The sequence below is a fragment of the Rhodanobacteraceae bacterium genome (assembly GCA_024234055.1).
GTDB lineage: Bacteria > Pseudomonadota > Gammaproteobacteria > Xanthomonadales > SZUA-5 > JADKFD01.
Genome location: JACKOW010000001.1, coordinates 1,053,770 through 1,078,740, shown reverse-complemented (window position 1 = coordinate 1,078,740; position 24,971 = coordinate 1,053,770). Strand labels below are relative to the sequence as shown.

Genomic DNA, 24,971 nt, shown 5'->3' with positions numbered 1-24,971 from the left:
GAACCCGTCGAAGAGCTATCGTTCAGTTTTCGCGATCTGCGCCCTGACCGCTATGCTGCGCAGAGACCTTGCAGGGCGACAAACTGATGTCCATGACTGAGACTGGCCTCGGCAGCACACGGGTGGATCCAGGCGAAAGCGAAGATGCAGATTTCGACCTGCCATCCTTTCCCAGCGGACTTTCCCGGCGGGACATTGCCGCCGGGCGGGATTTCTGGCTGGGCCATGTGCACGCGCGCGGAGGGCTGGCTTTCGATGCGCTCGACGGATTTCTGACCGCCCTCAGCGTGCTGCCCCACCCGCCGCTGCCCGACCGCTGGATGGCCCTGGTGCTGGGCGAGGAACTGGCCAGCGCTCGGGCGTCCGAACGCGAGGAAGCCGTGGCCTGGATGTTCCGCATGGCCACGCATGTCGGGCAACGCGTGCGCCTCGACCCCGCCGAGCATCAGTCTTCAGTGCTGCCCGAATTCGACTTCTTTCCCGCCGACGACAGCGAGAGCGAGGAACAGGCCGAACAGCGCACCGCCAGATCCTGGTCAGCCGGCGCCGGCAGCGCGCTGGCGCTGGATCCGGCAGGCGTGGAAGACATGATGCGCAACGAGGCCCTGCGCGCGGAACTGGCGCCCTTTGTATTGCTGGGCCGCGACGGCGACGACGACGCCCACACCTACACCCGCAAGGAACGCCTGCGCCTGATGCGTGCTGCCGCCTGGGGCGCGCATCGGCTGTGGAAGCACTATCAGCCCATCCGCGAGCGCGGAGGCCTGAAACAGCAACCCGTGCGCGCCGCCGACACCCCCGGCCGCAACGACCCCTGTCCCTGCGGCAGCGGCCGCAAGTTCAAGGTCTGCCATGGTGCAGCCCGCCATTGATTCGGTTGTCGGTTGTCGGTTGTTGAAAGAGCGGGCTCACGCGGAGACGCGGAGAACAGCAGACGCGTAGGTCACGTTGGCCGCGCAGCGGGCTACGTGACGCGGCCTTCCTCAAGTGTGGGTCGCGCCAATGTAGGTTCAGACTTGTCTGGACCGACAGGTTGCGGGGATCTCTGAGCAAGACCGCGCTGGCTGACGCAGAAACGCGTCCAGACAAGTCTGGACCTACAACTGCAAACGCCCGCGCGTCTGGCACGCCTCGCTCTACTCCGCGCCTCCGCGTGAACCGGCTCTTACCGACAACCGACAACCGACAACCAAGAACCCGCTCTAACCCCGCTCCAGCAACTTGCGCAGATCGATGAGCGCGGCGTTGGCGCGGGAGATGTAGTTGGCCATGACCAGGCTGTGGTTGGCGAAGAAACCGTAGCCGCCGCCGTTGAGAATCATCGGGCTGTACACCGGTGACTGTGCTTCTTCCAGTTCGCGGATGATCTGCTTGACGCTGATCACCGCATTCTTGTCCTGCAGCACCGGGCGAAAGTCTCGCTCCACGGCTTTCAGCAGATGCAGCAGGGCCCAGGTGGCGCCGCGGGCCTCGTAGAAGACGTTGTCGATCTCCATCCACGGCGTGCGCGTGATCACCACGGTTGGCGCCTGGGTGGACTGCTGCGCCGAGCCCTCGTTGGCCAGATCGGTGTTGATCCGGACCTGGCCGACGCTGGTCGACAGACGCTGCGACAAGGAGCCCATCTGCTTCTCGACCAGCACCAGCCAGGACACCAGATTGTCGGCGCGCACGTAGAACTGGGCGTTGAACTCGTCTTCGTCGGCCAGCCGACCCAGGTAGGACTCGAGGTGCTCGATACCCTCACGATATTGAGCCTCGCTGGAAGGCAGCATCCAGTGGTCGTTGCTGTAGGCAAACAGCGGCTGCGCCTCGCGCAGATCCTTGTCGTCTTCGGACTGGCTCTGCGAGCGCGAGAAATCATTGCGCAGGGACAGGGTGAAATCACGGATCTGCTGCAGCGCGCCAAACTCCCATTCCGGGATGTTGTCCATCAGCACGCCGGGAGGCGCGATGTCGTTCGACAGATAGCCGCCCGGCTTGTCCAGCAGGGTCTCGGCCACCTTGATCACGGTCGATACGCTGACGTAACCCGGGACAATTCTCTGGCCGGCCGCCTTGGCGCGGGCTTCGGCCGTCGCCTGGACCTTGAACGGAGCCGGCTCGGCGGTCCACCACAGCATCAGCACCAGCACCACCAGCAGGTAGACACAGAGCAGGGCCAGCAGGCCCCGACCCCACCAGCTGCGTACCTTCGGCACCTTGTCACCTGAACCCAACGGCGGCAGATCAAGATCCGGACTTTCCATGATTGGCATCCTCGAAGGCTATGCCCCATCCTAACTCAGTCAGCCTTCACCGCTACTGAGTGTGCGATCGACTGCGCGCGCTCGTGGGCGAGCACCGCCGATCCCAGTTCACGCAGGAATGGACGGCCGATCTCCTGATAGGCATAGCGGCCGTCGTTCAGTACTCCGTCGCGGTCGACGAAAAGCACCGCACTCAGGGCAAAGGCAAGGCCACGCTCGGTGTCATGCACGAAGGCGCTGTCGCCGATGTAGCCATAGGATTCGGCATTCTTGCTGGCGATGACCAAGGATGCGGGCAGGCGTCCGGCGCCATCGACCGGCATCAGCCACTTGCTGTGGTCGTCATGAAAATCGGCGGCTGGATACTGCGGATCCGGGCAGGCACTCGGCGTCATGCGCATGATCGAAGCCAATTGCAGGCGCATCGTGGGATCCAGAGCAAAGGCCGGCTGATCGCCCACGGCAGCGCCACTGCCCAGTTCCAGCGTCATCTGGTGCACATCCGGCAGCGGCATGAAGTTCGATGTGCTGAAGTCATGGGCGGCTTCGATGCGAAGGCCGTTCTCCATCCAGGCCTGGCCCTTGAGTGCCGAGCCATGCGGAAAACGCTGCGCGCGCTCGCGGGCGATGGCAGGGGTCGCTGCCCGCAACTGTCCGTCGGCACCCATCAGGCGTGCGGCGAGCTTGCCCGCTGAACGGCCCGTACAACCCAGACGGGCACCTAGACGACAGTCTCGGTAACCGAGCTCGAGCAGGCGCTGATGCAGAGCATCACTGCCGATCAGTTCATAGAGCGCGTTGTAGGCGCGGTTGTCGCTGACCACCAGCATCGCCCGCAACAGTCGCAGCAAGGGCCAGCCCTCTGTCTCCGCAGCCGGCAAGGGCGCGCAGGCAGCGCGACGGTCCAGGACCAGTCGCAGCGCTGGCAACTGTTGCGACAACTGCGCCGCGCTCAGAAACTCGCCGATCAGCGCCGCCAGCGGCAGCTTGACGAAACTGGCTGCCGCGAACCAGCGCTCGCGCTGAACACCGTACTGATGCTGCGCCTGCACTCGCCAGCCATCGCCCGCTGGCGCCAGTCGGGTCCAGATGATCTGCGGCTCGAAGGACCGGGCGTCGGCCAGCACCCGCCGCACCGTCGGCCCCGCGGCCTTCAGCAGTTCCGGCAGTGGATCGCCATCGACCGGCGCGGCGGCCCGCAGCGACCCGGCACAGGCGCCGAGGCCCAGCGCCGCAAGCGCGTCACGGCGACGCATCGTCCTGGGCCAGAGGCTCGGTGCGCTTGCGATACAGCTGCAGATTGCTGTCATTGCGGCGGTGGCGGTAGCCGATGCCGAAGTCCAGCGGCTTCGGTTCGCCCCGCGCATAGGCTTCGCGCAAGCCAGGCTGCTGCCAGTTGTTGAACAGCGCGATCGGCGAGCCATAGCGGCCATAGAGGGTGGCCTGCCACAGCGCCGGGCGGAACCACACATGCGGAATGCCGGAATCGTCCTGCAATACCAGTTCGCTGTGATCGAGGATCAGCTTGCGCACCCGCGAGAAATAGGGTTTGTACATCAGATACGAAGCGCTCTTCAGATAGGTCGCCTGCGGATCGAAATCGGCAATGTAGTCCAGATACTGCGGCGTGCGACTGAGCCCGCCGTCGCCCAGGTCCGCGGCGAAGTACTGGAGGCGCCTGAAGCCCGCATCCTCGGGCAGGAAGTAGTCGATCTCGACGCCGGCAATGGTGCCTTGGGGCGGCTTGGCCGCCAGCCTGGCATCGGCCCTACACAGCTGTCCCGACGGCGCCAACAGGATGAAACGCACATCGAACACCGCATAGCCGGCTTCGGCCAGGAACACGAACAGGATCGGAGTGACACCGGAGAAGCGGCTGCGCCGCAGATCCACGGTCAGATCGTTGGTGCGGAAGAAGCTGAAGGACAGGATGGCGTACAGGGAGCGCCGCACTTCGGCCAGACCCGCCTCGATCTCCTGTGGACGCAAGCCGGTGAAGTCCGGCACGTCGCCGATCGGCTCCAGGCCGGTCAGTACCGAACGCTGCACGTCCGGGAACAGCGTCAGCAGATACAGCGCGTCAGGACCGCTGAAGGGATAGTAGATCCGCTTCGGCGAATCCTCCGGGCCGCCGAGTTCGGCGCGGGCAAAGCGGGCTACGGGCTCGATCTGGGTGGTGCGCAGCTTGGCGAAACTCTGACCCAGGGTCTGCCGATGGCTCTCCAGTGCCTCGGCATCGATACGCTCGGCCAATTCCGATTCCAGCGGTGCGCGCAAGCCAGCCAGTATCCGTGCGGTATCGTTGAGAGCTCCACGATTCCATTCGGGTTCCGGGCTCGCGCCAGGGCACAGCTCCAGCGCCGGCGCCGCGCTGCTGATCAGCAAGGCCAGCGCCGCCAGCATCAGGGTCAGCCTTGGGAACGGCAGGGGCAATCGGCTTGTCTGGCGTGCGAGTTCAGCAGCTGAGTTCAACGGCGTGTTTCCGGGGCATGGTGGCGCAGAGGCCAGTATCCAACAAAGGCCACGGCGATGGAGGCCAGCGACAACAAGACCGCCTGCGGCTGATTGGCTGACAGGAACACCACCATCCAACTGTTGAGCGCCAGGAACAGCAAGCCGGCGGTCCAGCCGAAAGGGGCACGGAAGGGTCGCGGGCGATCCGGCTCGCGCCAGCGCTCACGCAGGAAGCCGACAATCACGGCGATGTTGAACAAGGTCAGAGAAACGCCGATGAAATTGACCACGAACTCGAAGCTGGCGGTGAGCAACAGCAGCATGATCAGCAACCACTGAAAGACGATCGCGTGCCGCGGCGAACCGCCGCTGTGACGGCGCCCGAAAACGGCAAAGGGCGGCCAGTCGTCGGCCATGGCCGCCAACACACGCGGCCCGGCCAGCACCATGGCACTGACCGTCGACACCAGCGTGAAGGCAATGGCACCGCCGACGATCATGCCGCCGGCCTCGCCGAACAGCGCTCGCCCGGCGAGAAAGCCCACGGCCAGCTCGTTCTCCACCGACATCGTGCCCGGATCGACCCGCACCAGATCGGCAAAGGGCACCAGCCGCAGAAAGGCCCAGTTGACCGCCACATAGAGCAGGGTCACGAGTGCGGTGCTGGCCAGCAGCGACAGCGGCAGATTGCGCTGCGGATTGCGGACCTCGCCGGCCACGTACAGCGCCGCGTTCCAACCCAGGTATGCGTAGGTCACATAAACCAGCGACACGGCAAAGGCCGGATCAAACACGGTGGCAGCCAGATCGGTCTGCACCAACGCCCGTTCTGGCGCTACCAGCAGCGCCGCCACGACGATTCCGAGCATGACCAGGATCTTGAAGGCCGTGGTGACCACCTGGAATCCGGCCCCGATTTCCACCCGCAGCATGTGCAAGGCACTGATCAAGCTGACCAGCACGAGGGCCACGGTGGTCGGCGCCTGCGCCGCTGGCGGCCAAAGCTTGCCGAAGTAGGCCGAAAAAGCCAGCGCGGCAGCGGCAATAGGCCCGGCAAATCCGGCGACGACCGAGATCCAGCCCGCCAGGAAGCCAACCGCTGGATGAAACAACTGGGTCAACAGCAGGTATTCGCCACCCGAGCGCGGTCTGCCGGCACCGAGTTCGGCGTAGCAGAGCGCCCCGGCCAGCGCCGACAGCCCCCCGAGCACCCACAGAAGCAGGATGGCGCGCTCGTCAGGCAAGGCGTGCACCTGATAGCTCAGCGTGGAAAACACGCCGGTGCCGATCATGTTGGCCACCACGATGGCGCTGGCGCTCCACAGGCCGAGGCGGCGCAAGACGGGTGCGGTTTCAGGCAAGCGGGCGGTCCGGCAAGAGCAATCAGGGCAGTATGCCGATCTCGACCGCAGGCGCGTAATGGTGGTTGTGGCAATCGCGGCTAAAGCCGCCCTCACCAAACATACCGCAAGCAATTGAATCAAAACATTTTCCGCAAAGTACGCAAAGGACGCAAAGTAGAGCGACTCCAGGATTTCGGTTGGCGGTGTCGCCAGACATCGTGCTCAACCGGACAACCATTGAATTCTTCGCGTCCTTTGCGTCCTTTGCGGACAAAAAATGCCCCCCGAGTTCGCCGACAGTTTGATGCGCGAACAAGCGCAACTACCGGGGCGGCTTGGACTCCCACAGGGCCTCGGCGCGACTCTCCTACAACAGCGCCCGTAGCCGCTCCGGAACCCGATGCTCGGTCGCCGGCTGCAACATCGGCGCCATCGCCAGTGCCGACGCGTCGATCCGGGGCAGGATCTGCTGCTGGAAGCGTTGCACGATCAGATCCTCGCGCCAGTCGGCGCGTTCGCACAGGGCCAGCAGGGCGGCACGCGATTCCCTGCCTTCCCCTACGCACTCGAAAGGCTTGACCGCACCGAATTCGAGCAGCGCGTCGAAACCGTCGATCTGCTCGCGTTCGTCCAGCAGATTGCGGCCAAAAATGGCCAGCAAGGCCGGCTTGCTCATGAACGGCGCCAGCGCCAGGAACACGAAGCGGCACTTCGGACATTCACCACACCAGCGCGAGGATGGCCGGGCACCGAGAATGCGGAAGTTGCGGTTGCAGCTGGAAAACAGCGAGTGATAGCGGGTCAGACGGGCAAAGCGCTCGGTCACGGCCAGTTCGGACAAGGGCCGCAGCAGCGAGTAATAGCCCAGATCGGATGCCACATGCGAGCGCAGGTAGTCGGCAAACAGCGACTCGAAGCGCAGGCTCTTGCTCCACTGGTGGTTGATGTCGAGCTCGTTCTCGCTGAAATTGCCGACGCTGGCCGAGGCTTCATTCGAGAACACGATCTCGTCGTATCCGTAGAGCAGCGCCGCCAGGACCAGAATGGCCGAGTTGATCGCGGTGACCGGGATATGGCCGTTCCAGGCGCCCTGGCGATTGAGTTCGAACAGTTCCGGCGCAATCGTTCTCTGGATGTTGAGCAGGGGCTGTCCGGTGGCTTGAGCACAGGCACGGATCAGGTCGGAACGGCCGATCCAGACCACGGCGAAGGCTTCGCCGGCCTGCTTCAGGGTTTCGATGCTGACCAGAGAATCCTTGCCGCCGCCGATGGGCACCAGCGCGCGCCGGGGCAGGCCTAGCTGCGCTGCTGTCGATGCGGCTGCTGCACCTCGGGGAAAGCATATCTGCTCGCGCAGGTCGAGCCCGTTCTGATGGGCGAATTCTCCCAGGCCATGCAGATAGGTTTCGTTGAGCAGATCGGCCAGCGCCGGATCCGGCAGGGTGCCGGCAAACTCGATGCGTTCGGGCACCAGCGCCTTGTAATAGCTGACGCCGGCAATCCCGTGCAGCAACATCAACGCCTGCGCAAAGGCCTGCTCGCGTCCAGCCGGCACTCGGGCCGGGGCGCCGGGAAACTGGATGCGCTCGACCATCGGCGGGCCGTCATCGAAGGCATAGGCCAAGCTGACCTCGCCGTCGGCATAGGCGGCCTCGGCCAAGCGGAAGACCTGGGCATGCGGGCGGGTGGAATTCGGGCTCATGCGCGGATCTCGGAGATGGGGCAAGGGAAACGGGGCACGGGGCACCGGAGTTGCCGGGAATATGGGACCTCAGGCTCTGCGCTCTTCCCCTGCCCCCTGCCCCTTGCCCCCTGCCCCGTTGGGGAACGGGGCACGGGGCACGGGAGTTGCGGGGAATATGGGACCTCAGGCTCTGCGCTCTTCCCCTGTCTCCTGCCCCCTGCCCCCTGCCCCGCTTCTGCCACTCTAAATGGAATCGTCATAGACCTCTCGCACCAGACCGCGCAGGTTGTAGTTCGACGCCATCGAGGCACCGTAGGCACCGGCATTGGCGATAAGCACCACATCGCCCTCGGCGCTGGCGGGCAACAATCGATCGCGTCCCAGGATATCGCCCGATTCGCAGATCGGTCCGACCACCTGCCAGCGTCCGGCGGAGGGTTCATCGAGGCGACTGAGGTTGACGATCTCGTGCCAGGCCTCGTACAGCGCCGGGCGCAACAGGGTGTGCATGCCGGCGTCGATACCGAGGAACTGGGCGCCGCTCTTGCGCTTGGTCTGGTTGACCCGCGCCAGGAGCACGCCCGCCTCGGCCACCAGATAGCGCCCAGGCTCTATCCACAACTGGTAGCGCGGATACATGGACTTGACCTCTGCCAGCGCGGCATCCAGTTCGCGCAGATCGAGCGCCGGCTCGCCGGGCTCGTGGGGCACGCCCAGACCACCGCCGATATCCAGATATCGCAGCGCCGGAAAGCGCTCGGCCAACGCCGCGAGATCCGAGTACACCGATTTCCAGTGACCCACGTCGAAGATGCCGCTGCCCAGATGCGCGTGCAGACCGACGATGACCGCGCCGGCACGTCGGGCGCTGGCGACGGCCTGATCCAGATCAGCCAGACCGATACCAAACTTGCTCTTCTCGCCGCCGGTCTTGACCTTGTCATGGTGACCGAGTCCACGTCCCAGATCGAAGCGCAGCAGAATCTCGCGACCGTCCCAGAGCTCCGCCCAGTCGTCGAGCAAGGCCAGATTGTCGACGGTGACGTTGACGCCGAGTTCGAGTGCCTGCTGGTACTCGCTGCGTGCCGCAAAATTCGGGGTGAACAGGATTCGATCCATCGGCAGATCCGGAACCGACTGGCGGATATGGGCGAGCTCACCGCTGGACACGCACTCCATGCCGAAACCCAGTGTCGCCAGCCGCTGCAGAATCTGCGGATGCGGATTCGCCTTGATGGCGTAGTAGCGTCGATCGACGGCAGCCAATCCCAGCAAGCCTTGAGCCCGCGCGCAGAGCACACTGTCGGCGTAGACATAGGTCGGCGTTCCGGCGCCGGCATGGGCCAGCAGTGCGGGTCTGACGTGCTGCCACCAGCTCGGCTGCGGCGCCGGCCGCAGCCCTTCGAGCTCACGCCAGGCCGGACCGAACACCGGATCACCCTCGGCACCGGTCAAGCGGGCGCGCACCAGCAGGGCATGCAGACTGGGCACCACGCCGTCGGCATCGGCCGCGTCGATGACGAAGGTCAGATTCAGATTGTTGGACGATTGCGACACCAGATGCACGCGCCTGGCACCGACCTCGGCGAGCAGTTCACTCAGTCGGTGCATCATGCCGCGCATGCCGCGCCCCACCAGCGTCACTGCGGCGCAAGGCGCAATCACCTTGACCCGGCAGACCTGGGCCAGATCGCTGCACAACGCTTCCAGGGTGCCGGCGTCCAGCAGATTGTCGCTGGGATCCAGCGACACGGTGACATTGGTCTCGGCCGAGCCGATCAGATCTACTGACAGTCCATGACGCTTGAAGATGCCGAAGACGTCGGCCAGAAAGCCCACCTGTTGCCACATGCCGATGGATTCCATCGACACCAGGGTGATGCCGTTGCGCATGGAGATCGCCTTGACGCTGGGCGCGCCAGCGGCTGACTCGGCGCTGATCTCGGTGCCGGGAAAATCGGGGCGCTCGGTGTCCTTGATCCACAAGGGCACGCGCACCTCGCGCACCGGTGCAATCGCCCGCGGGTGCAGAACCTTGGCGCCGGTGGTGGCAATCTCCTGGGCCTCGTCGTAATCCAGTTGTCGCAGCAGTCGGGCATCGGGCACCAACCTGGGATTGGCACTGAACATGCCCGGCACATCGGTCCAGATCTCGACCCTGTCGGCACCCAGCAGCGCGCCGAAATAGCTGGCCGAGGTATCCGAACCGCCACGCCCCAGCAGCACGGTGTCGCCTTGAGGCTGGCGGGCAATGAAGCCCTGAGTGATGAACAGCGATCCGCGCATCGCCAGATCTTCCCGAATGGCCGCACTCGGGCGCGGATCGCAGATGGCACTGAGATAGCGTGACCAGTCAGTCTGGATGGCCTGTTCGCGACTGGTCAGGTAGTCGCGCGCATCCAGCCACTGCAGATCCAGACCCAGACTCGCCAGAAATCGCGCGCCGATGGTGCTGGACCAGAGTTCGCCCTGGCCGAGCAGTTCGGCTTGCCAGGCAAACGCGCCCGAAGCTGCGCGCACATCGCTGACCAGGCGCCGCAGGGCATCCACCCGTGGATTGAGAAACTCGGGGGACAAGCCGAGCTCGGCCGCAAAGCCGCGATGGCGTTCGATCAGGGACTCGGCCCCGGCGGCCATGGCGGCCGCATCGCCATGCTGCGCCGCCATGGCCTTGAGCGCGTCGGTGACACCGGACAGGGCCGAGACCACCGTCAGCACCCGCAAGCCTTCCTGATGGCGGGCACTCATCAGACGACCGATGTTCTCCCAGCGATGTCGCCGAGACACGCTGGTGCCACCGAATTTCAGGACGACCCAGCGCGGATCAGCGGCGGCAGGAATCACGGGCAAGGCCCTCGGCAATGGTCGGACCGCGCTATGATGCACTGCAGCGAAGACGATGGGCTATGGAGATGTCGCAGCGTCAAATTGGCGCCGCCTGCCACCGTCCGTCGGGCCGTTCGGATTTGCTTCAGGTTTCGTTGACAGGACCACAGTCGCCCAGTAACCTTCGCCTCGCTATGCGTCCAGCGCACCCTTTGCTTGCCGCCGTTATCAAGGAATCAGAACAATGAAAATGCGCACTATCCTCATCGCCGCTGCCATCACAGCCGTCCTCGCGCCGACACTGTCCATCGCCAAGAGCCAGACCCTGGGCCGTGGTGTGCACGGTAATGCCCGCGCCGGTGCACCGGATGGCGTAGCCACCTCCAACTTCATCGTTGACCTCAGCGGCATCAGCACCGATGCACTCTGCGGCGACGCTGCGACCCCGGGCGCCGGCAGTACCGTCGTTTCGGTCAACCTCGGCAAGAATGCCGTCGTCACGGGCATCGGTGGCGTGGGTTCGTACGAGTCCTTCTCGCCCAGCTGGCGTTCGGAAGTCAGCGCGATCTTCCGTGGCAATGACCCGCTGCAGTCGATCCAATTGGCCTTCTCGAACGACGACAGCTCAGGCGTGGCCAACTACAACATCCCGATCATCGATCTGACTGGTCAGGCGCTGTCGAACATCAACACCGGCAACGCCGGCGTGTTGAACATCGAACTGTGCGAAACCTTCGCAGACGCGGACGTCAGCCCGGATGCCACCTTTGCTGCTGGCGCCAACCTGCAGATTGCTTACTACGTCCCGGCCGTTCCGGCCCCGGCGATGAGCACCTGGAGCATGCTGGCCCTGCTGCTGGGCTTTGGTCTGGTCGGTGGTCTGGCCGTCCGTCGCTTCTCCTGAGTAAAGCCCGAGGCGACCTTCGGGTCGCCATGAGCTCCAAGACGCCCGCCTTGCGCGGGCGTCTTGCTTTCAGCGGCGGCAAAGTTCAGTCTGTTCGGCCTTTCTGCTGCAGGGCCGTATGCGAGGGCCCGATGCCATGCTGAGACCCTTCGTACAGATTGATGTCTTTACCGCCACGCCGCTGGCCGGAAATCCGGTGGCTGTGGTCCTCGATGCCAACGGCCTCGACGACGCGACCATGCAGCGCTTTGCCCGCTGGACCAATCTGTCGGAAACCACTTTCGTGCTGGCGCCCACCGCGGCCACGGCCAGCTACCGCGTGCGCATATTCACGCCGATGGCGGAACTGCCCTTTGCCGGTCATCCCAGCGTCGGTACGGCCTGGGCGCTGCTGGATGCCGGATTGATCAAGACTGACTCGGGGCCGCTGTTCCAGGAATGCAACGCCGGCCTGCTGCCACTCAGCGTGGAGCACAGCGGGGCGCAGCGCGTGGTCTCGGTGCAGGCCCCACTGGCCCGTCGCAGCGCCATCAGTCCCGAGTACATCGAGGCGCTGCCGCGCGCTGTGGGCGGCATCGGCGCCAGCTGTGGAGAACGCCCGATTCTGTCAGACGTAGGCGCCCGCTGGATTCTGCTGGAACTGCCCAGCCGTGCCCAGGTTCGTTCACTGATACCAGACATGGACCTGATCGCATCGATCAGCCAGGCCGTCCGTGCCGAGGGCCTGGCGGTGTTCTCGTTTGAACCCGAGCAGGCTGTACCGCTGGAATTGCGAGCCTTCGCCCCTGCCACCGGCGTGCCGGAGGATCCGGTGACGGGCAGCGCGCATGCCGCAGTCGGCGACTGGCTCAACACCCAGGGCCGACTGCAGGCGGTAGGCGGACGCTATCCGGCCAGTCAGGGCAGCGCCGTGGGCCGCAACGGCGAAGTCCACGTCAGCGCATCCATCGATGGCCGTGTGTCCATCGGCGGTCGCTGCTGTGCCCTGATTCGCGGCGCCGTCGATCTCTGATCAAGTTCTCCGTGGGAACGGAAGCCGCCCGCTGCGGTCTGAACATCGCTGCGACACCCGTGCTCGCAACCTACCGCTCATGATCGAGGATTCCCTTATGCAACAACGCCATCTCCGTGCATGGCTGCCGACCGCACTGGCACTGACTCTGGTGGCCTGTGGCGGCGACGACCCGAAGCCGGCGCAACCCGTGCCGGAGACCGCCGACGCGACCGCGCCGGGCAACTCCATGCCGGCCGCCGTGCCGGTACCGGTGGCCAACACGGCCTTCGAAAAAGGCATCACGGAACTCGCCCGGGGTGCCAGCGTGCATTTCGAATCCGAGCTCAGCTTGCCAGATGGGCGCATTCAGTACGCCAGCGGCGTCGGCCACGAGGAGCAGTACGCCTTCACCGTGCGCAGTCTGCCGCAGCCCGACCCCAATGCGGATGGTGCCTGGTACATGCGCAATGGCAAGTATCTGAGACAAACCGCAAACGGTTACGACGAGAGCATGCTGACACCTGAGTCGGTGACCATCATGGTCGAAACGCTCAAGGCCTTTCCCCGCAGCGAGGCGGATCTGAGCGCCCCGAGCGCACCGCCGGATCAGGCTGACGGCATCAGCTGTCAGCCGCGTGAGGTCGCCATGGGCGCCTCGCCACGTTTGCTTGGGCGCTTCCAGGCCATGGGCGTATGCGTCGACGAGAGCAATGCGCATGTGATCAAGCTGTCCGCCACCTCACAGGCCGGCTCGCGCCTGTCCGCAGTCTTCTCCAAGCACGGTGAAGCCGTGCAACTGCCGGATCTCAAGGTGGCCGACTGGACCCAGGAGTACCCACGCCGAAAGTAAGCCTTCACAGGCTCGCCGCAAACGGCGAGCCTTGGGTTCGGCAGGCAAGCGGCGGCAGGCGGAACTCAATCATCCGCCGGCTCGACGGCTACCCGCACCCGGATCTCGGTGCCCGGCTGACGCTCGCTGAAACTGTGGCCGATGACGCCCTTGTAGTCATAGGTGACATCGTAGCCCAGCAACTGCCGCTCCTTGCGGTACTCGGGGCGCTCTTCGCAGCGACGCTCAGTCACCGTGCGCTCGTAGCGCGGGGCATAGCCATCGTAATAGCGACGATTGTTGTCCCGCGCCACCGCCGTTCCAAGCGCGAACCCGGCAACAGTGGCGGCGGCGCGGCCATCACCATGACCGAACTGGTTTCCGATCAGCCCCCCGATGATGCCGCCAACGATCTCGGGAGTTTCACCGCCGCGCCGATAGGGCGCGTAACGGGGACCCGAAACGTAGGTCACCGGCTCGTTCCAGCACACCCGGCGCGGCTCTGAAACCGCCACCTCGTCATACACCGGCTGCACATCGACGACCCGGGCGAAGTCATAGCTGACGGCGCCCCCTGAACGATCGCCGTAGTCGTCTTCAGGATAGTAGGACTGGGCCGATGCTGCTGCAGCGGGACAGACCAGAAACAGGGCGAGTAGCGTGTGACGCAGCGTAGTCATAGGACCGAGGCTCCCGAAGGTTTGACGCCGCCAGTGGCGCAGACCCAGAGCCTAGGCCGAAGGCCTGAATTGCTTCTGAATTTCTCCTGGGCAGTTGCCGTTGATTCAGGCTTTCCCCACCGGAAACAGAAAAGGCCCGCATCAGCGGGCCTTTGTTGTCACCATCAGGACATCACTACTGGCGCTTGTCGCGCAACTCGCGGTCGATCTCGTACTGCGCGCTGGTGACGTAGGCCTCCATGGCCCGCAGTCGGTCTTCCATCTCGCGCAATCGATATTTCAACTCGCCTGCGCTGACGCCCGGGGGCGGCGCGTCCTGCCATTGGCGAGCATCCCGATCTGCCGCTGGCGGCGGCGGAGGTGGCAGGCTGGAGCGCGGAGGAAGGATCAGAGCCGCCAGCACATAGCCGACAAAAACCAGCGGCACCATCGGCGTCATGCAGGCGATGATGGTCACGATCCTCAGCGCGGTCAGGTTCCAGCCGAAATGGCTGGCGAATCCCGCCAGTACACCAGCGAACCAGCGGCGATCCACGTCCCTGTAGACCCGTGATGCGTGGCTGAAGCGCTCATTCATGCATGCTGCTCCCGTCCATTGAGCCGCCGAAGCGTACTCGTAGCCAAATCTGTGTCTGCGCCTCATATCCGACCTCGCCAGCTGGGGGTGTCGGCATCCAGGATCCGTTCCAGCGTCCGGATGCGCTCTTCCATGCGACGCGCCGTCTGCCACAACTCGGCCACTTCGCCGTCGCCATTGACCGCTTCTTGCTCGCCATCGCCGGTGCGCTTGCTGCGGTAGTGCAGGAACAACCAGACCGGCACCACGATGACCAGAAAGACAATCAGCGGAGCCTCAATCCAGGCCATTGCGCTTACCCCTTGGGCTGTTGAACACGGGCCTTGAGCGCTTCCAGTTCGCTGTTGATGCGCTCTTCGGCTTCCAGATCCACGAAAGCCTGATTCAGTGACTTGGCGCGCCCCAGATCCAGAGATTCGGCCTGTGCCTCTACCGCGTCAATGCGCCGTTCGGCATAGTCGAATCGATTCAGCATATCGTCGATCTTGGCCGAGTGAATCTGGGTTCTGGCCTTGAGCGAGGTGTGCGCGTTCTGCGCCCGGATGACGATGGTACGCTGGCGTGCCTTGGCGTCCTGCAACTTGGCCTGCAGCTTGGCGATGTCGTCATTCAGCTTGGTCAGATTGTCGCCAAGCACACCCAGATCACGGGTGACCTGTTGGCTCTGATCGGTCAGCGCAGCCTTGTGCGACAGCGCAGCCTTGGCCAGATCCTCACGGCCCTTGCGCAGGGCCAGTTCGGCTTTCTGCTCCCAGTCAGCCTGTTCGTCGTCCAGCAACTTCAGCTGGCGCTCGCGCTCCTTGCGCTCGGCGATCACCTTGGCCGCAGCCGAGCGGACCTCCACCAGCGTATCCTCCATCTCCTGAATCATGAGACGGACGATCTTCTCCGGATCCTCGGCCTTGTCCAGCAACGAGTTCAGATTCGCGTTGATGATGTCTGAAAGGCGGGAAAAGACACCCATGTTGCGTTCTCCTGTGAATTCAAACCCTGCTCGGGTACAACATGCTTTGCCAGAGCCGTGCCAACATCACAAGTCACTGTTTTTCAAGGATTAACCTTGGGGCACACCCTCATTCCAAGGATCAAGACTGGCGAGCATGGCCAACTTCAGGCGGATCTCGCCACGTCTGTTCGAATTCGCGTTGGGTGACGGTTAACACCGTCTTCCCTTAGAATCGCGCCGCCCCTCACCCACGCATCTGTCAACCGCCTCAAGGGCAGAAGACCGATGCGATCCCCGCTCCAACCGGAGGTATCAATGAAATCCATTAGGTTGGCGGCCGTTGCCGCTACTCTGTTTTCGCTGTCAGCCTGGGCCCAGAACCCAGCGCCGAGCGCCTCCGCGCCGGCTGTTGCCATGGACAAGACCAAGATGAGCTACGCGGTCGGCTACCAGTTCGGTGCCGATCTCAAGGAACGTGGCGTCGATATCGACATCAATGGCGTCATCAAGGCCATGCAGGACGGCTTTTCCGGCAAGGAAGTGGCCTATCCGCGCGAGGAGCTTGGTGCCCAGATGGAACTGCTGGAAGGCAAGCTCCGCGCCGAGGCAGAAGCCCGCTTCAACAAGCTGGCCGCCGAGAACAAGGCCGCCAGTGACAAGTTCATGGTCGAGAACCGCAGCAAGAAGGGCATCGTCGCCCTGCCCTCGGGCATCCAGTATCGGGTGATCGAGGAAGGCAATGGTGCGCGTCCGTCGCCGACCAGCGAAGTCACTGTGCACTATCGCGGATCGCTGATCAGCGGCTTCGAGTTCGACAGCTCCTTTGCCCGCGGCGTGCCGGCCAAGTTCCAGGTCGACCAGGTGCTGAAGGGCTGGCAGGAAGTCCTGCCGCTGATGCGCGTGGGCGACCACTGGCAGATCTTCCTGCCGCCGGAAATGGCCTACGGCGAGCGCGGTCCGCGCCCGATCGGCCCGAATCAGGCCTTGATCTTCGACATCAAGCTGATCGAAGTGAAGTAAGTCTCATGCTGGGGCCGCAATCGTCCTGTGGGCGGTTGCGGCCTTCGGCAGCAGCGTAGCCCTCAGCGCAACATCGATGGCGCCTGCGACAGCGGTATCCGGGCAGCGGCGCAGGCTTGCAGCAGCGACTGCTCCATTTCCAGCTTGATGCGATTGACCACGCGCAGCGCGTCCAGCGCCTGCGGAGACTGCGGCTCTTCGCCTGCCTCCAGCGCCAGCGTATCCATCTGCGCCTGCCCCAAAGCCACGCGCTCGGCCTCTTCATCTTCGACGAACTGGGCCAGGAACACGAAGCCCCGGATCAAGGCATCACGCAGCGCCTCATCGCCCTGCCCCAGACCCGCGAGCACGTGCAGCGTGGCCTCACGGATGGCGGTTCGCGGATGCGGCAGGAAGGATCTGGGCAGAGCGCAGCAGCCGGGCTCGATTTCACCCAGCACCCGACCGTAATCACGCAGAATCCTGCCGGCCAGCGCCAGCATCAGCCTTGGTCCGCCTGAAACCCGGGCGCGCGGGGGGAAACACTGAGGTGGCGGCAGGCAGTCATCATCGTCGACATGCTTTCATGCGCGCTTTGTCGAAGGCAAGCGATACACTTCACAGGATGGAATGGAACTTGAGCATTACCGCCCTAGCCGCATCCTCGCCTTGCATCGGGATATGCAAGCTCGATTCGAACGGTCTGTGCGAAGGCTGCCTGCGCAGCAGCCAGGAAATCGGCGCCTGGAGCCAGCTCCCGGAAGACGAGCGCCGTCGCATCATGGACCAGGTACTTCCCTTGCGAGCTCGGCAACGTGGCGGCCGCTGAGCAGTTTCCGCCATGGATGGCGCGCATGACGGCGGCGCTGCGGCCCCTCGATCAGCAGGCGCAGGATCCGTCCAACCTGGACGAACTGGAAGGCCTGCTGCCCGCGCACCAGCCGCTGCGTCCGGCCGCCGTACTGGTGGGGTTGGTGCCACGTGCGCACGGTTGGCAGGTCATGCTTACCCGTCGCACCGAACACCTGCCTACTCACGCCGGGCAGATCAGCTTTCCGGGCGGGCGTATGGAACCCATGGACCGCGACGCAGTTGCCGGCGCGCTGCGCGAAACCCAGGAGGAACTCGGCATTGCACCGGCCCTGGTGCGGCCACTGGGTCTGCTGGATGTCTATGGCACGATCAGCGCCTTTGCGGTCACTCCGGTGGTCGGCATCATCGACCCGGAAACGCCTATGCGCCCCGATGCCCGCGAGGTGGACGAGGTCTTTGAAGTGCCACTTCGCTTTCTGCTCGACCGCGCCAACCTCAAACGCGAAGAGCGCTTTTTCGCGGGCCGTTTGCGCGGCTACTATGTCTATCCCTACGGTGAGCGCTACATCTGGGGTGCCACCGCCGGCATGCTGGTCAATCTGATGGAGCGACTGGATCGCCATGGCTTCAACCCCGCTGATCTCGACTGCTGAACTGGCCGCGTCGCTGTCTGATCCCGATCTGCGGATCGTCGACTGCCGCTTCGATCTGACTGACCCGCAAGCCGGGGAACGGGCCCATGCCGAGGCGCGCATACCCACAGCCGGCTATGCGCACCTGAATCGGGATCTGTCGGACCTGTCGAACTCGGCAATCCACGGTCGGCATCCGCTGCCGGGCATGAGCCAGTTGGCGGCCTCATTGTCGCGCCTGGGTATCAACCGCCATAGCAAGGTGGTGGCCTACGATCAGGACAACGGCGCTTATGCTGCCCGCTTGTGGTGGTTGCTGCGCAGCTGTGGCTTTCCATCGGTGCGGGTGTTGAACGGCGGTTTCGCCGCGTGGAAGCGCGAAGGTCTGCGACTGGAAACTGGCGACACCCTGGCTGCCCGTTCCACTCACCTGCCCGAGCGACTGGAGTTGCCGCCATACCTGTGGCTGGATGCCGACGCCGTGGCCATCGGCCTTGAGTCGCAGTCGATCACCCTGATCGACGCCCGCGCCCAACCGCGCTTCCGCGGCGAGGTCGAGCCGCTGGACCTCGTGGCCGGACATGTACCCGGGGCCCTGAACCGGCCCTTTCTCGACAACCTGGACGCCAACGGCCAGTTCAAGCCGCCACAGCAGCTGCGCCGCGAATTCGAGGCCCTGCTTGGCGGGCGCTCGCCGAGCACGGTGGTGCATATGTGCGGTTCGGGTGTGACCGCCTGCCACAACCGGCTGGCCATGGATCTGGCGGGTCTGCGCGGATCGCGCCTGTATCCGGATTCGTGGAGCGGCTGGATCACGGATTCTGCGCGTCCGGTGGCGCGCGGCGACTGAGGCGCGGCAGCAAACAGCGCCGGGGTTGTCGCCGAACAAGGCAGGCGTCCGCCCGAGGAGCTATCGTCGAACGGGTACTCATGCAGGAGCCCGACTGATGGCCTCTATCCAGTTTCTCGGCGCTGCCGGCGAAATCACCGGCTCCTGTCATCTGCTGCGCGCGGCCGGCAAGAAGATTCTGCTCGACTGCGGATTGATCCAGGGGGGGCGCGAGGAAGATGCCCGTAACCGCGAGGCTTTTGCCTTCGATCCCGCCGACATCGATGCAGTGATTCTCAGTCATGCCCACATCGATCATTGCGGCCGCCTGCCCTTGCTGGTCAAACGTGGGTTCAATGGCAAGATCCACACCCAGACCGCCACGGCCGATCTGGTCCACGTCATGCTGGAGGACTCTGCCCGTCTGGCGGCCGCGGATGTCGAGCATGGCAACCGTCTGCGAGCCCGTCGTGGTCTCAAGCCGCTGGAGCCGCTGTATGAACTGGCGGATGTCGCCGATGCCGTGGCGCGGCTGAAGGCCCACGACTACGACCAGCGCTTCGAGCTTTACCCTGGCATCTCGGTGCGTCTGCAGGACGCCGGTCACATTCTCGGCGCTGCCATTGTCGAAATCTGGGTCGATGAAGGCACTGGCGAGCGCAAGCTGGTATTCAGCGGTGATCTCGGCCCCAACGGCGCACCGATCATGCGCGATGCCACGCCCATCGCCGATGCCGATCTGGTGTTGATGGAGAGCACCTACGGCGACCGTCTGCACCGCCCGCGCGACCAGACCATCGCCGAAATCGGCGAGGTCCTCGATGCCGCCCGCGGCAGCGGTGGCAATGTGATCATCCCAGCCTTCGCCGTGGGTCGCAGCCAGGAGCTGCTGTACTGGTTCGCGAAGAACTACGACGAATGGGGCCTGAAGCGCTGGAAGATCTATCTGGACAGCCCGATGGCCACCAAGGTGGTCGATGTCTATCGACGCCACCAGCAACTGTTCGATCGCGATGGCCGGCATCAATGGAACAATGGCGACGATCCCTTCACCCTGCCCGGCCTGAGCTTTGTCAGTTCGATGGAGGAATCGCAGGCGCTGAACCGCCGCGAACACGGCTGCATCATCATTGCCGGCTCCGGCATGTGCAACGGCGGTCGAGTACGTCATCACCTCAAGCACAATCTCTGGCGCCCGGGCGCGCACGTGATGATCGTCGGTTATCAGGCCCAGCACACACTGGGCCGTCAACTGGTGGACGGCCGCTCGACGGTACGGATTTTCAACGAGATCATCCGCGTCAATGCGAGGATCCACACGGTCGGCGGATTGTCTGCGCACGCTGACCAGCAGGGTCTGTTGAACTGGTACGGGCATTTTCACGCCCGACCGCCTCTGTATCTGGTGCACGGCGAAGACCAGGCGCGCGAGACCCTCGCCGAAAAACTGCGCGCCGTGCACGGTGCCGAGGTCAGCCTGGCCAGGCCGGGAATGGAGCGCACGATCTAGTCCGCATCTCTCACACCTGAGCGGGCAGATGCAGCCAAGCACTCTGTGACTGGCGCGTGCCTCGGAATCGCCTTGTTCCACTAGAAGATTGGGGGCATCTGCTCGCGCAGGTGTGAGAAATGCGGGCTAGCCCGCCCGTCGGCCCAATCCTGGGCACGGGTCATGAATCACGGCCCGTAGGAGCGCCCTTGCGGCGCGACCGGCGACGCGACGATCCTGTTCCGAGGCAGCTCGCGGCCAAAGGCTGGACACAGAGTACGCAAAGGAAAGCAAGAAAGAACGCGAAGTAGAGCGATCAGATCGTCGAGTTGCCCCGAGAACAGTGTTGTCGCGGACCACACGAGTCGGTCAGGCGCTGGGATTGGGCAACAAGCCACCGTCGTTGCGAGCCAGCCGTCGAGACGCTGGCCCACCGCTGTGGAGGGCGCCGCGCTTGCGGCGCCGCTTTGCTGTGACTGGAGATCAAGAGCGGCCGCGCAGGCGCGCGTCCCTCCTCAAAACCGCTCCGAGCTGGCCGCATCGTTCATGGCCGCTGCGTAATTCGGGCCGACACAGGTGCCTGGAATAATGCCTACTGGCGTGGAGGGGGCCTGACCCTACCCCAGCAAGCGCCCCAACCGCCGCAGCCGCTGCGCCTGCGCCGGCTCGTCGGCAGGCGGGTAACTCTGGCCCCAGACCGGCGCCGGCCAGGCGGCATCGCCCTGATGCCTGGCGACGAGGTGTACATGCAGCTGCGCAACGACGTTGCCGATGGCGCCGATGTTGATCTTGTCGGCGGCGAATTCCTGCTTCAAGCCTGCTGCCAGCCGCATCGTCAGCTCGAACAGATCCTGTCGATCCGGCTCGGGCAGATCGAACAGCTCCACGGCGCCGGGAAGTCGCGGCACCAGAATCAACCACGGCCAGGGCGCGGCCGGCATGGCCCGGATCTGGATCGAGCCCTGCTCACCCAGCTCGACACTGTCACGGGCCAGGCGCGGATCCAGTTGCCATGCGCTCATGCCAGATGCTGTTCGAAAAAAGCCAGACTACGCTGCAGGGCCAGGTTCGCACTGTGCGGCTCACCATGGACATCACCCAGGCGATTGAAGGCGTGGCCAGCGGGATAGCGATACAAAGGCGCTTGCGGCAGCGCAGCGGCCACTACCTCGACCTGATCGGCCGGGATCAAATCATCCTGCTCGCCAAAGTGAAACATCAACGGCGCCTGCGGTCGCTCGTGCAGGAACTGCGGCACCAGGCGGCCGTAGTAGCTGACGGCGGGCAGCCCCAGACGAGTCGCCGCCAGAAAGGCCACGGCGCCCCCCCAGCAATAGCCGACCACGCCGACGGCCCGGCAACCGGAGGCCAGCAGATAGTCCGCTGCCGCACGCAAATCGCGCATCGGCCCGTCAAAGCCCAGACGGCCGACCAACTCGCGACCCCGGGCCATGCCCCGGGCATCACAATCCAGCGCCACGTCAGCCTGCACACGGTCGAACAGCTGCGGCGCCAGCACCCGATAGCCGCGGCTGGCGTAGTCGGCCGCGACCGCCTGGATATGCGCGGTCACGCCGAAGATCTCCTGCACCACGATCAGGCCGGCACCGTTCCCGCGGTGTGGCCGGTGCAGGAAGGCGCTGGTGTGTGCGCCATCGATGGCGCCGAGCGCGATTCGTTCCTCACCCACAGCGGTGTTCATTGGGAACGGCTCCTAATTTGGCAGCTGTGGTCGATCGCGTGGCCGCCTGGCCAGACTCACCTCGATGGCAACGCGCAAGGCCTGGGTGATTGTCGCCAAGGGCAGGCTAGGTGTGCCCGGGCGATCGCAGACCTGCTCGCTGGCATAGGGCAGATGGATGAATCCGGCGACGGTACCCTGCTCCTCCAGCGCGTGGCGCAGGCGGAAGAACAGCTCGTTGCAGACATAGGCGCCCGCAGACAGCGACACCGAGGCCGGTATGCCATGGGCGCGCAGCGCCTCGACGATGCGGCTGACCGGCAAGGTACTGGCATAGGCCAGCGGCGCGCCCTTGATCAGCGTGCGTTCGCGCGGTTGGGCGCCGCGGTTGTCGGCAATCCGGGCATCGGCAAAATTCAGCGCAAAGCGCTCGGGCGTGATTTCGGCGCGGCCGGCGGCGACGCCGGTGGCAATGACCAGCTGCGGTCTGTTGCGGGCAATCTCACGCAACAGCACCTTGGCAGCCGCACCAAAGGCAGTCGGCAGGCACAGGGCCCGCACGCGACAGCCCTCGACCTCATGTCCATCCAGGGCCATGCAGGCTTCCGAGGAGGGATTGCGGCTATCCCCGCCGAAGGGCTCGAAACCGCTGATCAGGACTTCAGCGCTCATCGGAAACACAGCCACAGCAGCAGACAGAGATTGCCCGCCAGCAGCGGCACGGCGGTCGGAATCTGGGCGCGGATGACGGCGTTGCGATCCTTGAGATCAAGCAGCGCCACCGGCACCAGATTGAAATTTGCAGCCATCGGCGTCATCAGCGTTCCGCAGTAACCCGAGAGCATACCAATGGCTGCCATCGGCGCCGCGTCAGCACCATGCACGCCCACCAGAAAGGGCATGCCGATGCCGCCAGCGATCACCGGAAAAGCAGCAAAGGCATTGCCCATGGCCATGGTCAGCAGGGCCATGCCCAGGCCATAGGCGAGCACCGCCACCCAGCGCACATCGAGCGGCAGGACGGCACCGATGACCTCCGCCAGTGCCGTCCCGACGCCAGCCTTGGCAAACAGTGTGCCCAGCACCGACAGCAGCAGCGGCAGCACAAAGGCCCAGCCCACTGCCTCCAGCAGCTCACCGCCGCGGCCCAGGGCCACGGCCGGGCCTTCGCGGGTCATGCGCAGCGCAAGGGCCAGTGCCAACAGACAGGCGCTCGCCAGACCGTAGAGCGCTGCGCTGGCCTTGTCGAAGGCAGCCACCCCGTTGATCTGCAGCAAGGACAAGGACAGGGTCAGGATCACCGTGACCAGCGGTATCGCCAGCACCGGCAGCAACAACGAGTAGCCGCGCTCACCCTGGGCCTTGGCGGTGCGGTCCGCGGATGCGGTGACGTGGGGCAAGCCGAAGCCCGCAATTACGGCCAGAATCAATACCAGAGCCCCTGAGATCGCCCCGGGAATCAGATCGCCGAAGATCAGCAGTAGCGCCAGGATGGCGAAAAAGGCGCTGCGCGCGAGCCGCCGTGGCCGACCGGAATCACGTGCCGCGCGCGCCGCAATCAGCGCGAAATACGCACCCATCAGGATGTAGAGCGGCGTCAGCGTCATCCTTGGCGCCTGCGGCGATCACGCCAGAGCAGCCGCGCCCCATGGATCAGAAAGGCCAGAACGGCCGTTGGAATTCCCCACAAGGCAATCTCCAACGGCGCCAGCTGCAGTCCGCGCTCGGAGAAATAGGCCTGCATCAGCAGCACTGCACCGAAGGCCAGGAACAGGTCCTCACCGAAAAACAAGCCGACATTGTCGGTAGCGGCTGACATGGCCCGCACGTCTTCGCGTTCCTCGTCGCTGAGTTGGCGCTCTGGTGCCTCGGCTTCAGCCGCCGCTTCGGCCATCGGTGCCAGCAGCGGCCGCACCATCTGCGGATGTCCGCCCAGACTGGTCAGACCCAGCGCCGCAGAAGATTGCCTCAGCGCCAGATAGGCCAGCAGCAGGCGGCCCGTACGGACGCCGCGCCAGGCCCCAACCACCCGCGCCGCCAGGCGCCGCAGCCCATGTGCCTCCATCTGCGCGATCACCGGAAAGGCGAGCACGATCACCAGCAGATAGCGGGCCTTGTTGAAACTGGTGCCGAGTACATCCAGAAACTCGATCCATCCCAGACCGCTCACCAGCCCGGCGCTGAGGGCCGCGACCAACACCACCCGCGCCGGGTGCTGACGCAGAGCAAAACCCAGCACCACCACCAGCACCGGAATCAGCGCCCACAGCGTAGCGCCGCTCATGGCGCGCGAATGCCGAGGCCCGCTGCCAGCAGGTCGGCACGCAATTGCGAGGCCAGCGCCAGCGCGTGCGGTCCTTCGCCATGCACGCAGAGCGTCTGCACTTCGGGAAGGATCCGCGTGCCATCGACGGCCGCTATCGGCTGGGCGCTGGCCAACGCCAGCCCCTGCGCGCGCGCCGCGTCGAGTTCCAGCAGCGCGCCCGGCTGGCTGCGCGGGACCAGCTGTCCGTTGGCCAGGTAGCCACGGTCGGCAAAGCCCTCGCACACATAGTGCCGCGACGAGTCCTCGCAGACCCGTCGCAGCGCGCCCTGATCCGGTCCGTAGATCTGCAAGTCCGGCCCGGCCGCGAGCACGGCATCGACAAAAGCTCGCGCCAGCGCCGACTCCCGCGCCAGCATGCCGTAGAGCGCACCGTGCGCCTTGACGTGGTGCAGCCGGCCACCTGCGGCCCGCACAAAGCCGTCCAGGGCCGAAATCTGGTACAGCGCCAACGCGTACAGGTCCGCCGCGTCGACGCGCATCTCGCGACGGCCAAATCCGACCAGATCCGGCAAACTCGGATGTGCCCCCACCGCGACGCCCGAGGCCAGAGCGGTGGCCACCGTGTGCTGCATGGTCAGCGGATCACCCGCGTGAAAACCGCAAGCGATGTTGCAGGAACTGACCACCTTCAGCAGAGCCGCGTCATCGCCCATGGTCCAGGCGCCGAAGCTCTCACCCAGATCCGCATTCAGATCGCAGTATTCCGCCATGAGCGC

24 protein-coding genes and 1 pseudogene are annotated in these 24,971 nt (G+C 64.8%); 8 read left to right on the top strand and 17 right to left on the bottom strand.

What is annotated here, in order from left to right; all coding sequences use genetic code 11:
* Positions 1-92: 92 nt before the first annotated feature.
* Positions 93-872, top strand: coding sequence for a UPF0149 family protein (locus H7A19_04405; GenBank protein MCP5474063.1), 780 nt, complete (start codon positions 93-95; stop codon positions 870-872).
* Positions 873-1,202: 330 nt separating this feature from the next.
* Here H7A19_04405 and H7A19_04400 read toward each other — a convergent pair whose 3' ends face one another.
* From H7A19_04400 to H7A19_04375, 6 genes are all read right to left on the bottom strand, one after another.
* Entirely contained in the window at positions 1,203-2,258 is a 1,056-nt protein-coding gene (locus H7A19_04400) for a DUF2333 family protein (GenBank protein MCP5474062.1), read from the bottom strand.
* A 26-nt stretch (positions 2,259-2,284) separates the two neighbouring features.
* Positions 2,285-3,505 (bottom strand): serine hydrolase, encoded by a 1,221-nt coding sequence (locus H7A19_04395; protein ID MCP5474061.1) that lies wholly within the window; start codon positions 3,503-3,505, stop codon positions 2,285-2,287.
* The gene (locus H7A19_04390; GenBank protein ID MCP5474060.1) at positions 3,492-4,682 is read right to left on the bottom strand and encodes a hypothetical protein; all 1,191 of its coding nucleotides are present in this window, start codon (positions 4,680-4,682) and stop codon (positions 3,492-3,494) included. The genes H7A19_04395 and H7A19_04390 overlap by 14 nt, the downstream gene beginning before the upstream one ends.
* 35 nt (positions 4,683-4,717) lie before the next feature.
* Positions 4,718-6,064, bottom strand: a complete 1,347-nt coding sequence (locus tag H7A19_04385; protein ID MCP5474059.1) for an amino acid permease — start codon at positions 6,062-6,064, stop codon at positions 4,718-4,720.
* A 349-nt stretch (positions 6,065-6,413) separates the two neighbouring features.
* Positions 6,414-7,748, bottom strand: coding sequence for an endonuclease domain-containing protein (locus tag H7A19_04380; protein MCP5474058.1), 1,335 nt, complete (start codon positions 7,746-7,748; stop codon positions 6,414-6,416).
* Positions 7,749-7,973: 225 nt separating this feature from the next.
* The gene (locus tag H7A19_04375) at positions 7,974-10,538 is read right to left on the bottom strand and encodes a bifunctional aspartate kinase/diaminopimelate decarboxylase (protein MCP5474057.1); all 2,565 of its coding nucleotides are present in this window, start codon (positions 10,536-10,538) and stop codon (positions 7,974-7,976) included.
* A gap of 262 nt (positions 10,539-10,800) precedes the next feature.
* On the opposite strand from H7A19_04375, the gene H7A19_04370 reads away from it, so the two are divergent.
* The 3 genes from H7A19_04370 to H7A19_04360 all read left to right on the top strand — a co-directional run bounded on the left by H7A19_04370 (position 10,801) and on the right by H7A19_04360 (position 13,304).
* On the top strand, positions 10,801-11,460 hold the full coding sequence (locus H7A19_04370) for a hypothetical protein (GenBank protein MCP5474056.1): 660 nt from the start codon (positions 10,801-10,803) through the stop codon (positions 11,458-11,460).
* 118 nt (positions 11,461-11,578) lie between these two features.
* On the top strand, positions 11,579-12,472 hold the full coding sequence (locus H7A19_04365; GenBank protein ID MCP5474055.1) for a PhzF family phenazine biosynthesis protein: 894 nt from the start codon (positions 11,579-11,581) through the stop codon (positions 12,470-12,472).
* A 97-nt stretch (positions 12,473-12,569) separates the two neighbouring features.
* Positions 12,570-13,304, top strand: a complete 735-nt coding sequence (locus H7A19_04360) for a hypothetical protein (GenBank protein ID MCP5474054.1) — start codon at positions 12,570-12,572, stop codon at positions 13,302-13,304.
* A 65-nt stretch (positions 13,305-13,369) separates the two neighbouring features.
* Here the strand turns inward: H7A19_04360 and H7A19_04355 are convergent, their stop codons facing one another.
* The 4 genes from H7A19_04355 to pspA form a co-directional block, all read right to left on the bottom strand.
* On the bottom strand, positions 13,370-13,963 hold the full coding sequence (locus H7A19_04355) for a glycine zipper 2TM domain-containing protein (protein ID MCP5474053.1): 594 nt from the start codon (positions 13,961-13,963) through the stop codon (positions 13,370-13,372).
* A gap of 175 nt (positions 13,964-14,138) precedes the next feature.
* Entirely contained in the window at positions 14,139-14,540 is a 402-nt protein-coding gene (locus H7A19_04350; GenBank protein ID MCP5474052.1) for a PspC domain-containing protein, read from the bottom strand.
* 62 nt (positions 14,541-14,602) lie between these two features.
* On the bottom strand, positions 14,603-14,830 hold the full coding sequence (pspB, locus tag H7A19_04345; protein ID MCP5474051.1) for an envelope stress response membrane protein PspB: 228 nt from the start codon (positions 14,828-14,830) through the stop codon (positions 14,603-14,605).
* Between the two features lie 5 nt (positions 14,831-14,835).
* Positions 14,836-15,504 (bottom strand): phage shock protein PspA, encoded by a 669-nt coding sequence (pspA, locus tag H7A19_04340; protein ID MCP5474050.1) that lies wholly within the window; start codon positions 15,502-15,504, stop codon positions 14,836-14,838.
* 297 nt (positions 15,505-15,801) lie between these two features.
* On the opposite strand from pspA, the gene H7A19_04335 reads away from it, so the two are divergent.
* Entirely contained in the window at positions 15,802-16,506 is a 705-nt protein-coding gene (locus H7A19_04335; GenBank protein ID MCP5474049.1) for an FKBP-type peptidyl-prolyl cis-trans isomerase, read from the top strand.
* Positions 16,507-16,568: 62 nt separating this feature from the next.
* Here the strand turns inward: H7A19_04335 and H7A19_04330 are convergent, their stop codons facing one another.
* The gene (locus H7A19_04330; protein ID MCP5474048.1) at positions 16,569-16,988 is read right to left on the bottom strand and encodes a hypothetical protein; all 420 of its coding nucleotides are present in this window, start codon (positions 16,986-16,988) and stop codon (positions 16,569-16,571) included.
* Positions 16,989-17,110: 122 nt separating this feature from the next.
* Here H7A19_04330 and H7A19_04325 point away from each other — a divergent pair.
* From H7A19_04325 to H7A19_04315, 3 genes and pseudogenes are all read left to right on the top strand, one after another.
* Positions 17,111-17,951: pseudogene (locus H7A19_04325) on the top strand (DUF1289 domain-containing protein).
* On the top strand, positions 17,920-18,780 hold the full coding sequence (locus H7A19_04320; protein ID MCP5474047.1) for a sulfurtransferase: 861 nt from the start codon (positions 17,920-17,922) through the stop codon (positions 18,778-18,780). The pseudogene H7A19_04325 and the gene H7A19_04320 overlap by 32 nt, the downstream one beginning before the upstream one ends.
* Before the next feature lie 97 nt (positions 18,781-18,877).
* Positions 18,878-20,269: an MBL fold metallo-hydrolase gene (locus H7A19_04315; protein MCP5474046.1), complete on the top strand. Its 1,392-nt coding sequence runs from the start codon at positions 18,878-18,880 to the stop codon at positions 20,267-20,269.
* Between the two features lie 596 nt (positions 20,270-20,865).
* Here H7A19_04315 and H7A19_04310 read toward each other — a convergent pair.
* From H7A19_04310 to H7A19_04285, 6 genes are read right to left on the bottom strand one after another with little or no spacing between them, the layout of a single operon-like run.
* The gene (locus H7A19_04310; protein MCP5474045.1) at positions 20,866-21,270 is read right to left on the bottom strand and encodes an HIT family protein; all 405 of its coding nucleotides are present in this window, start codon (positions 21,268-21,270) and stop codon (positions 20,866-20,868) included.
* Positions 21,267-21,950 carry a dienelactone hydrolase family protein gene (locus H7A19_04305; GenBank protein ID MCP5474044.1) on the bottom strand — a complete coding sequence of 228 codons (684 nt, stop codon included), beginning with the start codon at positions 21,948-21,950 and terminating at the stop codon, positions 21,267-21,269. Before H7A19_04305 ends, H7A19_04310 begins: the two co-directional genes overlap by 4 nt.
* A gap of 12 nt (positions 21,951-21,962) precedes the next feature.
* Positions 21,963-22,601: a pyroglutamyl-peptidase I gene (gene pcp / locus H7A19_04300; protein ID MCP5474043.1), complete on the bottom strand. Its 639-nt coding sequence runs from the start codon at positions 22,599-22,601 to the stop codon at positions 21,963-21,965.
* The gene (locus tag H7A19_04295; protein MCP5474042.1) at positions 22,598-23,536 is read right to left on the bottom strand and encodes a DUF979 domain-containing protein; all 939 of its coding nucleotides are present in this window, start codon (positions 23,534-23,536) and stop codon (positions 22,598-22,600) included. Before H7A19_04295 ends, pcp begins: the two co-directional genes overlap by 4 nt.
* Positions 23,533-24,198: a DUF969 family protein gene (locus H7A19_04290; protein MCP5474041.1), complete on the bottom strand. Its 666-nt coding sequence runs from the start codon at positions 24,196-24,198 to the stop codon at positions 23,533-23,535. The genes H7A19_04295 and H7A19_04290 overlap by 4 nt, the downstream gene beginning before the upstream one ends.
* Before the next feature lie 11 nt (positions 24,199-24,209).
* Positions 24,210-24,965: a LamB/YcsF family protein gene (locus H7A19_04285; GenBank protein MCP5474040.1), complete on the bottom strand. Its 756-nt coding sequence runs from the start codon at positions 24,963-24,965 to the stop codon at positions 24,210-24,212.
* Positions 24,966-24,971 lie beyond the last annotated feature (6 nt).